Annotated in this window: 11 protein-coding genes and 1 pseudogene; 3 read left to right on the top strand and 9 right to left on the bottom strand. The window is 70.8% G+C overall.

Going from position 1 to position 13,140, the window contains the following annotated elements; all coding sequences use genetic code 11:
* Nucleotides 1-45 precede the first annotated feature (45 nt).
* From MKK53_RS13150 to pal, 5 genes are all read right to left on the bottom strand, one after another.
* Nucleotides 46-789: a sulfite exporter TauE/SafE family protein gene (locus tag MKK53_RS13150; protein WP_243929148.1), complete on the bottom strand. Its 744-nt coding sequence runs from the start codon at nt 787-789 to the stop codon at nt 46-48.
* 265 nt (nt 790-1,054) lie between these two features.
* On the bottom strand, nt 1,055-2,977 hold the full coding sequence (ftsH, locus tag MKK53_RS13155) for an ATP-dependent zinc metalloprotease FtsH (RefSeq protein ID WP_243929149.1): 1,923 nt from the start codon (nt 2,975-2,977) through the stop codon (nt 1,055-1,057).
* A 66-nt stretch (nt 2,978-3,043) separates the two neighbouring features.
* The gene (gene tilS, locus MKK53_RS13160) at nt 3,044-4,108 is read right to left on the bottom strand and encodes a tRNA lysidine(34) synthetase TilS (protein WP_243929150.1); all 1,065 of its coding nucleotides are present in this window, start codon (nt 4,106-4,108) and stop codon (nt 3,044-3,046) included.
* Nucleotides 4,105-5,115: a tol-pal system protein YbgF gene (gene ybgF, locus MKK53_RS13165; RefSeq protein ID WP_243929151.1), complete on the bottom strand. Its 1,011-nt coding sequence runs from the start codon at nt 5,113-5,115 to the stop codon at nt 4,105-4,107. The genes tilS and ybgF overlap by 4 nt, the downstream gene beginning before the upstream one ends.
* Before the next feature lie 173 nt (nt 5,116-5,288).
* Entirely contained in the window at nt 5,289-5,795 is a 507-nt protein-coding gene (gene pal / locus MKK53_RS13170; protein WP_243929152.1) for a peptidoglycan-associated lipoprotein Pal, read from the bottom strand.
* A 358-nt stretch (nt 5,796-6,153) separates the two neighbouring features.
* On the opposite strand from pal, the gene MKK53_RS13175 reads away from it, so the two are divergent.
* Complete coding sequence (locus MKK53_RS13175) at nt 6,154-6,549, top strand: response regulator (protein ID WP_243929153.1); 396 nt, start codon at nt 6,154-6,156, stop codon at nt 6,547-6,549.
* A gap of 6 nt (nt 6,550-6,555) precedes the next feature.
* Here MKK53_RS13175 and MKK53_RS13180 read toward each other — a convergent pair whose 3' ends face one another.
* Nucleotides 6,556-7,578, bottom strand: coding sequence for a WcbI family polysaccharide biosynthesis putative acetyltransferase (locus MKK53_RS13180; protein WP_243929154.1), 1,023 nt, complete (start codon nt 7,576-7,578; stop codon nt 6,556-6,558).
* A 68-nt stretch (nt 7,579-7,646) separates the two neighbouring features.
* Here MKK53_RS13180 and MKK53_RS13185 point away from each other — a divergent pair, with 68 nt between their 5' ends.
* Complete coding sequence (locus tag MKK53_RS13185; RefSeq protein ID WP_243929155.1) at nt 7,647-8,714, top strand: GSCFA domain-containing protein; 1,068 nt, start codon at nt 7,647-7,649, stop codon at nt 8,712-8,714.
* 13 nt (nt 8,715-8,727) lie between these two features.
* On the opposite strand, the gene tcuA is transcribed toward MKK53_RS13185, so the two are convergent.
* Nucleotides 8,728-10,260 (bottom strand): FAD-dependent tricarballylate dehydrogenase TcuA, encoded by a 1,533-nt coding sequence (gene tcuA / locus MKK53_RS13190; protein ID WP_243929156.1) that lies wholly within the window; start codon nt 10,258-10,260, stop codon nt 8,728-8,730.
* 94 nt (nt 10,261-10,354) lie between these two features.
* Between tcuA and MKK53_RS13195 the strand changes: the two genes are divergently transcribed.
* Nucleotides 10,355-11,008 carry a GntR family transcriptional regulator gene (locus MKK53_RS13195; protein ID WP_243929166.1) on the top strand — a complete coding sequence of 218 codons (654 nt, stop codon included), beginning with the start codon at nt 10,355-10,357 and terminating at the stop codon, nt 11,006-11,008.
* A gap of 186 nt (nt 11,009-11,194) precedes the next feature.
* On the opposite strand, the gene MKK53_RS13200 is transcribed toward MKK53_RS13195, so the two are convergent.
* Both MKK53_RS13200 and MKK53_RS13205 read right to left on the bottom strand, forming a co-directional pair.
* On the bottom strand, nt 11,195-12,571 hold the full coding sequence (locus MKK53_RS13200; RefSeq protein WP_243929157.1) for a 2-hydroxycarboxylate transporter family protein: 1,377 nt from the start codon (nt 12,569-12,571) through the stop codon (nt 11,195-11,197).
* Between the two features lie 335 nt (nt 12,572-12,906).
* Nucleotides 12,907-13,140: pseudogene (locus MKK53_RS13205) on the bottom strand (porin); the annotation flags it as partial.

The raw sequence follows: 13,140 nt of genomic DNA on the forward strand, positions 1-13,140 counted from the left end.
GGTGCTCCGCGACAAAGGCGGTCGAAATGCGGCGGCGCGCCCCCGTCATCCCCAGCCGGCGAGGGCAGAGCCGAGAAGCGTCAGGCCCGAGGCCGTCAGCAGCAGGAGCACCAGCCGGCGGAACGTCGCCTCGCTGATGCCGAGATAGAGCCGGGTCCCGATGAAGGTCGGCACCAGCATGCTCGGCAGCACGACCGCCAGGAGCGGCAGCGCCTCCCGCGTCACGAAGCCGGTGGCGACGTAGCTCGCCAGGGTGACGCCGAGCATCGCGAGGTTGAAGTTCTGGATGATGGCCCGCTGCGTGTCCCGCTCGTAGCCCCGAAGGGTGCACCACAGGGTCGGCAGCGTCCCGGTGAAGCCCCCGAATCCGCTCAGGACACCGCCGCAGAGCCCGACCGCCGCATCGGTGAGGCGGCCGCCCGCGGCGATGCGCGGCAGATCCTTCGCCCGCAGCATCAACGGGCACCACACCACGAGCAGGGTGCCGAGCAGCGCCCTGAACAGCGCCACGTCGAGATGGGGGAGCAGCAGCACCCCGATGGGGATGCCCGCGAGGCCGCCGACGAGGAACGGGGCGAGGGCGCCGCGATCGAATGTCCGCCGCACCGAGAAGGCCGCGATCACCTGCCCGGTGAACGCGCCCGTCACCGCGAGCACCGCCGCCAGCTGCGGATCGATGACCCAGGCCCAGAAGGACATGGCCACGAGCCCGAAGGCGAAGCCCGACAGGCCCTGGACGAAGCCGGCCGTGGCGGCGCCGAGGGCGACGATGGCGAGGGAGTGGGACATTCCGAACGGGCCCGCGGGTCGCGCAAGTCGGTGAATCGCGCCGGAAGACCCTGCGATGCGCGCGGACGGTAAGGCCAAGCTTTTTCTGCGGCCAGGCGGACAGACGGCGCAGCGTGTCTCAGGGGCTCGCGTACAGATCGCGGTGGGAAGTCACCTGCACCGGAAGGGCGCTCTCCCCCTCACGGCTCGCGCCGACGGGGAGGGGACGGCCAAACGAAAAAGGGGCGCCTTTCGGCGCCCCTGATCGCGTCTCGGATGCTGCGGCTCAGACCTGCGGCTGAGGCTCCATCCCGCCGTCGCTCTCCTTCGGCCGGCCGCGACCGGCGGAGGGGACGGAGGAAGGCCGGGCCGGCGTGGAGGGCGTGTCGCCCCCGTCGCGGACCGGGGGATGGCCCTTGATCAGGTTGCGGATCTCCTCGCCGGAGAGGGTCTCGTATTCCAGGAGCCCCTGCGCCAGGGCCTCGAGGTCATCCTTGCGCTCGGCGAGGATGCGACGGGCCTCTTCGAGACCCGCCTCCACGAGGCGGCGCACCTCCGCGTCGATCTTCTGGGCGGTGGCCTCCGAGACCGACTGCTGCCGGCCCATCGACATGCCGAGGAAGACCTCGTCGTTGTTGTCGCCGTAGGCGACGGTGCCGAGCTCCGGGCTGAAGCCCCAGCGGGTCACCATCATCTTGGCGAGCCGGGTCGCCTGCTCGATGTCCGACTGGGCGCCCGAGGTCACCTTCTCCTGGCCGAAGGTCATCTCCTCGGCGATGCGCCCGCCCATCATGATCGCCAGCCGCGAGGTCATCTGCTCGAACGACATCGACAGCTTGTCGCGCTCGGGCAGCTGCATGACCATGCCGAGCGCCCGGCCGCGGGGGATGATCGTGGCCTTGTGGACGGGGTCGGTGGCGGGGACGTTGAGGGCGACGATGGCGTGGCCGCCTTCGTGGTAGGCGGTCAGCCGCTTCTCGTCCTCGGTCATCACGAGGGTGCGCCGCTCGGCGCCCATCATGACCTTGTCCTTGGCGTCCTCGAACTCGTGCATCGTGACGATCCGCTTGCCGCGGCGGGCGGCGAGCAGGGCCGATTCGTTGACGAGGTTCATCAGGTCGGCGCCCGAGAAGCCGGGGGTGCCGCGGGCGATGGTCTTCAGATCGACATCCGGTGCCAGGGGCACCTTGCGGACGTGGACGCGCAGGATGCGCTCGCGGCCCGTGACGTCCGGGTTCGGCACCATGATCTGGCGGTCGAACCGGCCCGGACGCAGGAGGGCGGGGTCCAGCACGTCGGGGCGGTTGGTCGCCGCGATGATGATGACGCCCTCGTTCGCCTCGAACCCATCCATCTCCACGAGGAGCTGGTTCAGGGTCTGCTCGCGCTCGTCGTTGCCACCGCCGAGGCCGGCGCCGCGGTGCCGGCCGACGGCGTCGATCTCATCGATGAAGATGATGCAGGGGGCGTTCTTCTTGGCCTGCTCGAACATGTCGCGCACGCGGCTGGCGCCGACGCCCACGAACATCTCCACGAAGTCCGAACCGGAGATGGTGAAGAACGGCACGTTGGCCTCGCCGGCGACCGCGCGGGCGATCAGCGTCTTACCCGTGCCGGGCGGGCCGACGAGCAGCACGCCGCGCGGGATGCGACCGCCGAGGCGCTGGAACTTCTGCGGGTCCCGGAGGAACTCCACGATCTCCTGCAGGTCCTCCTTCGCTTCCTCGACGCCAGCCACGTCGTCGAAGGAGACGCGACCGTGCGCCTCGTTCAGGAGCTTGGCCTTCGACTTGCCAAAGCCCATGGCCCGGCCGGCGCCGGACTGCATCTGCCGGGACAGGAAGATCCAGGCTCCGATGAAGACGAGGATCGGCAGCCAGCTCACGAGAAGCTGGATGAACCAGGGCGTGTTGTCGGACGGCGGGCGCGCCGTGATCTGCACGCCCTTGCCCTGGAGCTTGGTGACGAGGTTCGGGTCGTTGGGCGCGTAACTGGTGAAGTTGCCGCCGCCGACATAGGTGCCCGACACGTCCTGCCCGGCGATCACCACCGACTGGATCTTGCCGGCATCGGCATCGTTCAGCAGCTGGCTATAGGCGATCTCGCTGCCGCCGCCCCGGTGTCCAGGATTCTGGAACAGCGTGACGAGGGCGAGCACAAGCAGGAAGATGACGACCCACAAGGCGAAGTTGCGGAAATTCGGGTTCATCGATCAATCCTTGGCGCGCGCGCGGTCCCCTAGACAGCCCCCGCGCAGCAGGGCCAACCCGTCCGATCACGCATCGCCAATGTAGGCGGGGGGGTCTTCGTTGCCAAGTAAGCCAGTCGCCGGTGCCGCAGGCCCGGCATTCTTCCGGGGCGGAGCGCACAGCAGAGTGACGGTGCCCGCCGCATCGGCCGAGACGATAAGGCCTGCGAGGGTCCGCCGCATCGGCCGGCCGAGGCGCAGGGCGGGCAGGAGGACATCGAGCACGAGGGCTTCGAGCCGCTCCAGACGATGCCCGTTTCCCCCCGCCCGGTCGATGGCCCGGTCCACGCAGCGCAGGGCGACGGCCTCGGGCAGCCGGGACAGGGCCGTGCCGTCGAGGCGCACCGTCCCGCCCTGCGCCGGAAGGAGCATTCGGTCGAGGGCTTCGCCGGTGGCCTGCCGGAGGGCCTCGTCGTCGCGGGCCGCCCGGGCGGCGAGGCGCGCCAGCCGCGTGCTGGTCAAGCCCTCGGCGGCCAGGGCCGCGGCGACACTCCGCAGGCGAGCCCGGGCATAGCGGCCATCGGCGTTGGACGGGTCCCGCACGAAGGGGATGCCCTGTGCCTCGCACCAGCCCACGAGGGCCGCCTTGCCGAGGCCGAGGAACGGCCTTCCGAGACGCAGCCCCGGCGCCAGCTCCCGCTCGGGGCGCATGCCCGCGAGGCCGGCCGGCGCACTGCCCGCGGCGAGGCGCATCAGCACCGTTTCGGCCTGATCGTCGCGGGTGTGGGCAGTGAGGACGAGGTCCGCGCCGAGGAGGGCGGCGTGGTCCGTCAGCAGCCGGTAGCGGGCGGTACGGGCGGCGTCCTGGAGGCCGGAGGCCGGCTTCGCCCCGCGCCAGGCCAGGACGGCATGGGGCAGCCCGAGGCCGGTGGCCGCCCGCCCGACCGCCGCCGCCTCGTCGGCCGCCTCCGCCCGAAGGCCGTGATCGACGGTCGCCACGGCCAGCGGCACCGCGGGCCGGAGCGCGGCCGATGCGTGCAGGAGGGCGCGCGAATCGGGGCCACCGGACACGGCGAGGAGGATCGTCTTCGCCCGGCCCGGCCTCAGCCAGGGGCGAAGCGCAGCGAGGACGGGGTCGTCCGCCCCGGTCACGCCGCGCAGCGGGCGCGCTTCTGTTCCCGCGTGACGCCCTGGCGGACGCCGGTGCCGGCGTTCGGGAACTTGCGCTCCAGCTCCGCGAGGGTGGCGCAGGCCTGCTCCTTGGCGCCCAGGGCGTTCAGGGAGACGCTGAGCTTGAGCATCGCCTCCGGCGCCTGCGCGGAGCGGGCATAATCGGTGGAGACCTTCAGGAACTGTTCGGCCGCCTCGCGGGTGCGGCCCCGGGCGAGGTAGCTCTCGCCAAGCCAATAGGTCGCGCCCGGCACGCGGGTGTCGCGGGGGTGCGATTGCAGGAACTGGCGCAGGCTCATTTCGGCCTGTTCGTACTGGCGGGATTGGACCAGTTCGACGGCCGAGTCGTAATCGGCCTCGGCATCCGGGGTGCCGGTGGCGGCGACGCTCTCGCTCGGCCGCGGCGCGACGGAGATCGCCCCGGTGCGGCGGGGCGGGTTCAGGTCGACGGGATCGTCGTAGCCGCCCGCATCGGCGTCGTCGTCGATCGCCCCGCGGGGCAGGGGCGGGGTCGCCTGGGCGGCCTCGGCGGTCTCCCGCGGGGGGAGAGGCGCGGAGGACTCGGTGGTGCCCAGGCGCATCGGGGCGCCCGGCGCGCCGGGATCCCCGGCGGGGTCGAAGGCGTCGCCGCGCTTCTGGGGCTTGGTCGGGGCCGGGGTGAAGCCGGGGTTGCCGCCGTTGATCGCGCCCGGCGCCGCCGGGGCCGGGGCGGGGGACGGCGCGGCGCCCCGGGCGGGCTTGGCGGCGCCGCCGCCCTTCGCCTCGTTGAGGCGGAATTCCACATCCTCCTGGAACTTGCGCAGCTGCTCCTTGAGCTGCCGGTTCTCGTATTGGAGGGTCTCGATCTGCCCCGACATCGTCCGGGACTGGCTTTCCAGCCGCCCGAGCCGGACTACGAGTTCGGAGGCGTCCTGCGCCGCCGCCGGGCCGAACAGGGCGGGCAGGATCACGGTGGCGGCGAGGAGGCGGGTGCGGAGGCGGGCGTTCATGGGGCTCGACTTGCGGTCTGCGGGCGGGGATCCGGGCCCCGGCCGCGGGGCGGACGGGCGCGGTCCCGAACCTCTGGAGTGGCGCCCTCCTTACCGCACCGGCATGCGCCGCGGCAGGGAGCGTGCCCGACAGAACCCCCCGTCCGCGGCAAAAAGACGACCGGGTCGGGCGCTCAGGCCCCGGCGCCCTTGTCGAGCACGATCACCGCGCGGCGGTTCTGCGACCAGCAGGAGATGTCGTTGCACACGGCCACCGGGCGCTCCTTGCCGTAGGAGACGGTCCGCATCCGCCCCGTGGCGACGCCGCGAGTGCTCAGGTAGTCGTACACCGACTGGGCCCGGCGGGCGCCGAGGGAGAAGTTGTACTCCCGGGTGCCGCGCTCGTCGGCATGGCCCTCGACGATGAACGTGTAGCGCGGGTAGCGCTGGAGCCAGGCGGCCTGCTTGTCGAGGGTGGCGGTGGCGGTGGCCGTCAGGTCGGTCGAGTCGGATTCGAAGAACACCCGGTCGCCGATGTTGACGACGAAGTCCTGGGCGCTGCCCGGCGTGGCGGCGCCGCCGCCGAAGGCCGAGGCGTCGGCGAGGTCGCTGTCCTTGCTGCAGGCGCCCAGGCCGAGGGCGGCGAAGACCGAAAGGCCGAGGGCGGCGGCGCGCAGGCGCCGAGTGAAGGTCGCGGACATCTCTGGCAAAAACTCCTCGCGCGGTGCCGAAGGCCGGCTTGGGTCTTCGAAGCGGGGCCGCTGCTATGGGCCGGTGCCCCCCTTAACCTTACGATGGTTAAGCGGGGGTTCAGGGACGCGCCCCGCCGGTCCCTTCGGCCGAACCCGTCCGGTGCGGCGTGCGGCGGCGCACCCGCACCGTGGTGAAGCGCCCCGAATGCGGCCTGGGCGCGGCGCCCGCAGCCGGACAGGCCATTTCGTACCGTGCGGTGGCCGGGGTGACACAGCCGAACACCCGCCGAATACCGGCCGACGTCGTTAACAGGTTCTTAATCGGAACGGCGAAGGATCACGTTCCGCGTTCACCGGTTCGCCCGCCATGCGCCACGCAAAAAGCGTCCTGATCGTCGAAGACAGCTACCTTCTGCTCGAGATCATCGCGAGCCTGTGCGAGGCGCAGGGAATCCGGGTGCTCGAAGCCTCGACGGGCGAGGCCGCGTTGACCCTTCTCCGCACACGGGGGATGGAGATAGACTGGCTGCTCACCGACATTCACCTTCCTGGCCTGATCGACGGCTGGACGGTGGGCGAGGCGTTCCGGGCGATCCGGCCCGGCCGGCCGGTCGTCTATTCCTCGACGGAGACGGCGCTCCTGCGGCGGTCGGTTCCCGGCGGCCTGTTCCTGCGCAAGCCGTACCAGGTCCGGGAGGTCGATGCGGTGGTGAAGGCGGTGGTCCAGGGGCTCGACGCGGCGCCCCTGCAAGCGGCGGGCTGACGCCTCTTATCCCGCGCGGAACAGGGCCACGATCTCGGGGGAGGCGAGCCACGCCTCCACCCTTTGGCTGTGCAGGTCCGCCCCGCTCATCCCGTCGTAGAGGGCGAAGCTCGCCGCCACGAAGCCCGGCAGGTCGTAGAGTGCCGGGAAGGCCCCGCCCCGCGCCTTGGTCTTGAACAGGTAGGAGCCGGTGAGCCCGAACTGCGCGGCGATGGGCGGGTAGACCGGCCAGATCACATCGTGGGCGAGCTCGTCGCCGAGGTAATCCTCGACCTCCACGGCTTCGGGCTCGATGCCGGTCTCGCGCAGCAGCCGCTTGGCGATGTCGCCCACGACGAACGCCTTCGGGTGGTTCATCAGGTGCATGAACGCCCCCCGCCGCGCCCAGCGGGTCAGCTCCCGGTCCAGGGCGAAGCCCACCTGCGCCGCCGCGGCGGTGAGTTCGTGGACCGCCGGCTCCCAGCGGTCGAGGTAGCCGAGCCGCGCGAACACCTCCTCGCGGAACAGTGCCGCCGTGCGGCCGGCGTCGAGCCCAAGGCGATGGGCCGTCAGCACGATGGCCGAATGGTACTGTCCGAGGGGGGAGGGCGCGAGCTTGAGGGCCGCGAGGTCCGACGACGCCCCCGCATAGACCATGTCCGGATGGAAGGCCGAGAACACGATCGACGGCACGAGCGTCAGCCGCGGCTCGATCTCCCTCAGCCGGGCGCTGCCGCCGCCGGGGATCAGACCCTCGGGGAAGGCCTGGCTGAAGACATGATCATGGCCGTGCAGGGTCCGGGCGAGGGTGTCGAGGTGGCCGTGCTCGCGCTTCAGCGTGCCCATCGAGACGTAGCGGACGGGGCTCCGCGGGGCGAAAAGGCGCATCGCCTGCCCGAGGGCCCTGGCTTGGCAGTTCCCGATGATCGCGATCGACGGCCCGGTGCGGGGTGGGGCCTCCCGCGACCGGGTCCGCCACGCTGTCGCCCAGGAAGGGGCCGACAGGGAGAGCGCATCGCGGGCGCGCCGGGGAAGATCGGTCAGGGCCACGGTGCGCGCTGGTCTTGAGCGGAGGGCGGCGACGGCGTAGTCCGCCACCGCGTTGAGAGGGGTCGGGGATGGCGACAAATCCGTATACGGGTCTACCGGCCGAGCGTTTCTGGCGCAAGGTTGTGACCAATGTCCCCCCGTTTGCAGTCAATCCGCACCCGAAGAACACCTTCACGATCGCCCCGACTGACAAGGTCGCGACCGGCGGCTCGTGCTTCGCGCAGCGTGTGGCGGAGGCGGTGCGCGGCGCCGGCTTCCACTACTATCTCACCGAGCCGCCGACCCCCGGCATGGGCGCAGCCGAAGCCGCTGCCCGCCAGTTCGGGACCTTCTCGGCCCGGTACGGCAACCTCTACTACACGCGCCAGTTCGTGCAGCTCTTCGACCGCGCCTACGGCCGGTTCGAGCCCGCGCTGACGGCGTGGCTGCGGGAGGACGGGCGCTATGTCGATCCGTTCCGCCCCACCGTCGAGCCCGCGGGCTACGCCAGCGAGGCGGAGGTGATCGCCGCCCGCGACGCCCATCTCGCCGCCGTGCGCCACCTGTTCGAGACCCTCGACGTGTTCGTCCTGACCCTCGGCCTCACCGAGGGATGGCGCTGGCGGGCGGACGGGGCGGCCCTGCCCCTGGCGCCGGGCGTGGCGGGCGGCTCGTTCGACCCGGACCTCTACGAATGCGTCAACGCGGGCGCCGCCGAGGTCCTGGCCGACCTCGACGGTTTCCTCGACCGGCTGTGGAGCGTGAACCCGAAGGCGCGGGTGATCTTCACCGTCTCCCCCGTTCCGATGATCGCCACCTACATGGACCGGCACGTGATGGAGTCGAACAGCTACTCCAAGTCGGTCCTGCGCGTGGCGGCGGGGGAGGTCGTGGCCCGAAACGACCCCAGGGCGGTGTATTTCCCGGCCTACGACATCGTCACCAGCAACGTGAATGCCGGGCGCTACTACAACGACGACCAGCGCACCATCAACGATGCCGGCGTGCGCCACGTGATGCGGCTGTTCCTGTCCACCTTCGCCGGGGACCGGGCCGCGCCCGCCCCCGTCCAGGCCCCCGTCGACCTCGCCGCCGAGTTCGAGGGCAATGCCGGCGTGATCTGCGACGAAGAGGAGATCGAGCGCAGCGTGGCGTGAGGCCGCCGGAGCGCTACCGGCCCCCGGTGGCCGCCGCCGCGCCGTAGCCCGCGCGGCGGCCGAACACCACGCCGGAGGTGAGGCCGGAGCCACCGGGATAGCCGTTGAAGAACACCCCGCCCACCATCTCGCCGCAGGCGAACAGGCCGGGGATCTCGCTCCCGTCCTCCCGCCGCACGCCGCCGGCCTCGCCGACCTCGACGCCGCCATAGGTGAAGGTGATCCCCCCCGTCACGGGATAGGCCTTGAACGGGCCGGTCTCGATCGCCTGCGCCCAGTTCGACTTGGGCAGGGGCAGGCCCCTCGTGCCCCGCCCGTCGCGGACGGTCGGGTCGAAGGGGACACCCGTCTCCACGGCGGCGTTGAAGGAGGCCAGGGTCGCGCGGGCACCCTCCCGGTCGATGCCGTCGAGCCTGTCGATCAGGCCGTCCAGGGTGTCCGCCTGGACGAAATGCGCATCGTGAAAACGGTATTCGCTGTAGAGCAGGTGATCGACCTTCGCGTCGAAGATCTGCCAAGCGACGTGGCCCGGCTGGTCCATGATCGCCCGGCCGAACTGCGCATAGGTATAGTTGCGGAAATCCTTGCCCTCGTCCACGAACCGGCGGCCCTCGGCGTTGAGCATCACGCCGAGGAAGTAGCAGATCTTGCGATAGTGCTTGCGCTCGCCGTGCGGCAGGTCGAGGTTGCCGTATTCGGGCATGTGCCGGTCCATCGGTGTGGCGTGGCATCCGCCGAAGAAGCCGTGCGCCCTGGCGCCGAGGGTCAGGGCCATGGCGAGCCCGTCGCCCTGGTTGTGCGGCGTGCCGCGGACCCGCGCCCTCTCCCAGCCCTCGCCGATGTAGCGGGTCCGCAGCGCGGCGTTCGCCTCGAAGCCGCCGCAGGCCAGCACCACCGCCCCGGCCCGCAGGGGGCCCTGGGGCGTCTCGACGCCGACGACGGCCCCCTCTTCCACGATGAGGCCCGTGGCCGGGCACTCGTACCGGATCTCGCCTCCGGCCCGCACGAGGGCGTCGAGCTCGGCCCGGGCGAGGCCGAACCCCTCGTCGTGCGTCGCCAGGGTGAGGCCACCCCAGAAGACGAAGCGCCCGTCCTTCTCGAAGGACTGGCGGGAGTAGATCGGCTCGAACTTCACCCCCTGCGCCGACAGCCAGCGGAGGGCCGCGGCCGATTCGTCGATGAGGATGCGCTGCTCCCGGGACAGTGGGCGACCGTCGTTGAAGCCGAGCAGGTCCGATTCGAACTGTGCCGCGGTGTAGGCGCCGAAATCCGTGCGCGGCAGGCGTGGATCCGCCGGGTCGGCGAGGAGGGGCAGCAGCTCCTCGTTGCCCTCGTAGACGAAGCGCATGGCGCCGGCGGTGTAGGCGGTGTTGCCGCCGGCGAGGTCCTTGCCCGCCTTCTCGATGACGAGGACGGAGGCGCCCCGCTCCAGGGCGGCGAGGGCCGCACTCATGGCCGCGTTGCCGGACCCGACCACGATCACATCATGCTGATCCGCCACCGCCGGCCCTCCACCTCCATCCCAGGATATCGTATACGCATGCATGCAAATGCATCAAGGGATTGCCGGCAAGCGAGTCGGGCGGGCATGGTTCAGCCATATTGTCCTAGGATAGCCCACGATGACTGAGGAGGGCGGGATGCGGGGCGGGGAGGCGGAGAGGTCGAGCGCGACCGGCGCCTACGAGCGTTTGCTGCGGGCGATCGAGGAGGGCGAGATCGTCCCCGGCAGCCGCCTGCGTGAGGCCGAGCTGGCGGAACGCTTCGCCATCAGCCGGACACCGGTGCGCGAGGCGCTGGGGCGGCTGGAGGCCCAGGGGCTGGTGGTCCACGAGCCGCACCGGGGGGCGAGCGTCGCGCAGCTCGATTACGGACAGGTCAGCGAACTCTACGACCTGCGCGAGGTGCTGGAGGGGACGGCCGCCCGCCTTGCCGCCATCCATGCCAGCGAGGTCGAGGTGGAGGTGCTGGAGGAGATGGTCGCCCGCGACCGGGCCCATGTCGGCGACGCCATGACGATGGCCCGGACCAACCGGCAGTTCCACCGCCAGATCCACGCCTGCGCGCGCAACCGTTTCCTCCAGGGCATGCTGGAGACGATGCGCCTGTCCCTCGTCCTCCTGCCGGGGGCGACGACCCTGGCCTCGCCCAGCCGGGCCACCGAGGCCCTGGACGAGCATGTGCGCATCGTGGCCGGGATCCGCGCCCATGACGGCGACGCCGCCGAGGCGGCCGCCCGCGCCCATATCCGCGCGGCCTTCAAGGCACGGATCAGGATCCTGCAGGAGGTGTGACGGGGCGCGGCCTCATACGGCCCCCCGTCGAGTGCCCTACGCGAGACTTTCCACGCCGTCTTCATGCGCACAGCCGCGCGATTCTGGCCCGCGCGGGCTCCGCCGCCTCGCGAAGACGACCGGACACACCCTCAAGGTGCAGTCAGAACGAGGATCGCACTTCCGCCCGGCGACCTCGAGGGGCGGTCAGACGCCGATCCACTTCATCATGATCAGCGTGCCCGTCACCGTCAGGGCCCCGCCGATGCGCGTGGCGATCTGCGCGAAGGGCATCAGCGCCATCCGGTCCGCCGCGGTGAGGATCGCCACGTCGCCGGTGCCGCCCTGGCCGCTGTGGCAGGCGTTCACGATGGCGGTCTCGATCGGGTACATGTTCAGGGCCCGGCCGACGAAGAAGCCCACCGTCATCAGCGTGCCCACGGTGGCGATGATGGTGATGAGGTTCACGAGGGTGAAGGCCGCCATCAGCTCCTTCCACGGCGTGAGGGCGACGCCGATGGCGAACAGGAGCGGGTAGGTCATGCTGACCTGCACGAACTTGTAGACCACGAACCCGCCCGCCTGGAGACGGGGGGAGACGGCGCTCGCGAGCTTGGCGAACACCGCCAGGAACAGCATCGCCACCGGGGCGGGCAGCCCGACGAGGTGATGGCACATGACGCCGAGCAGGTAGAGTGTGATGGCGGTGAGGCCGGCCGCGGCGATGGTGGCGGGGTCGATCCCCTGGCGCGCGGCTTCGGATTGGGCCTGGGCGTCGCCGGTCTTCAACTCGTCCCCGTCCGGCTGCAGCTTGCCGTTGCCGGTGAGGTGGGGGTGGCGCTTGCCGACGTAGTTGAGGGTGCCGGCCAGGACGATGGCGGTGAGGGAGCCGAGCATGACCGGGGGCAGGACCTGGGCGAACATCGCGCCCTGCTGGCTCCCCAGGATCGCCGCGTAGCCGAAGGAGAGGGGAATCGCCCCCTCGCCGACGCCGCCGGCCATGATCGGCACGACGATGAAGAAGAAGGTCTTGTAGGCGCCGATGCCGAGCAGCGTCCCCACCAGGGTGCCGACGATGCCCGCGGCCACCGAGCCGATGGCGAGCGGCGCGAAGATCTTGAGGAAGCCCTTGATCAGGACCTCGCGATCCATGCCCAGGATGGAGCCGACGATGATGGTCGCGATGTAGATGTAGAGGAAGTTCGTGAATTTGGTGAAGTCGATGATCGCCTTTTCCATCTGCGGCGGCACGAACTTGTAGTAGACGAGCGCCGAGGGGATGAAGGTCGCGAAGATCGCGCCCGCCCCGATGTTCTTGAGGATCGGGATCCTCTTGCCGATCTCGGCGCAGGTGAAGCCGCCCATGATCAGCACGGCGATCATCGTCGGCCCGTCCGGCTTGATCTCACCCTCCTGCACGAGGATCGCGAGGAGCACGGCGACGATGAGGTAGATCGGCAGGGGGATGATGCCGATCTTGGTGTCGATCAGACGCCACCACCCTTCCGGCCAGAAGCGGCGCGAGACGGGCGAGGCCGCGGGCGGCGCGGTCGCGGTGCTCGTCGTCGAGGCTACGGTGCTCATCGCTGTCCTCCGAAATCCGGCCTCTCGCGGGCCGGTCGGTGTCCGCAGGCGACGGCCTTCGCCGGGGTGGGCGCGGGCGGGCGATGCGAAATCAGCGTCTGGCGTAACAGCGGGTCCAGGCCGTCGCAACGCGGGTCCGGCGACAACGAAGTCGCGATGTAGTTATTCCTCCGGTGTTCATGCCCGGCCGAACCGGTGCCGGCCGAGTGCGTGACCAGTCGTGCCTCCATCGCGACAATAAAAAAGGCCCGGCGCTGAAGCCGGGCCTCGAAGACCGCATGACACGGGGATCGTCGATAGCGCCGGGGATCGTTCTCCCCGGCGCGGAGACTGGCTTAGAAGTCGCGCTGGACGCGGAAGCGGGCCTGGAAGACGTCGGTGCTGGAGATCGTCTTCACCGGGTTGCCGGCGTTCACGTAGGCGGCGGTGTAGTTGAACTTCTGGGTGTCGAGCACCCGGCCGTTCTGGACACCGTACTGGGCGTACATGCCCTCGACACCGATATCGAGGTCCTTCACCGGCGACCAGATCAGGTTCGCGCCGGCATAGAGCATGTAGGTGTCGCGCAG

The sequence above is a fragment of the Methylobacterium sp. J-076 genome (assembly GCF_022829405.1).
Taxonomy (GTDB): domain Bacteria; phylum Pseudomonadota; class Alphaproteobacteria; order Rhizobiales; family Beijerinckiaceae; genus Methylobacterium.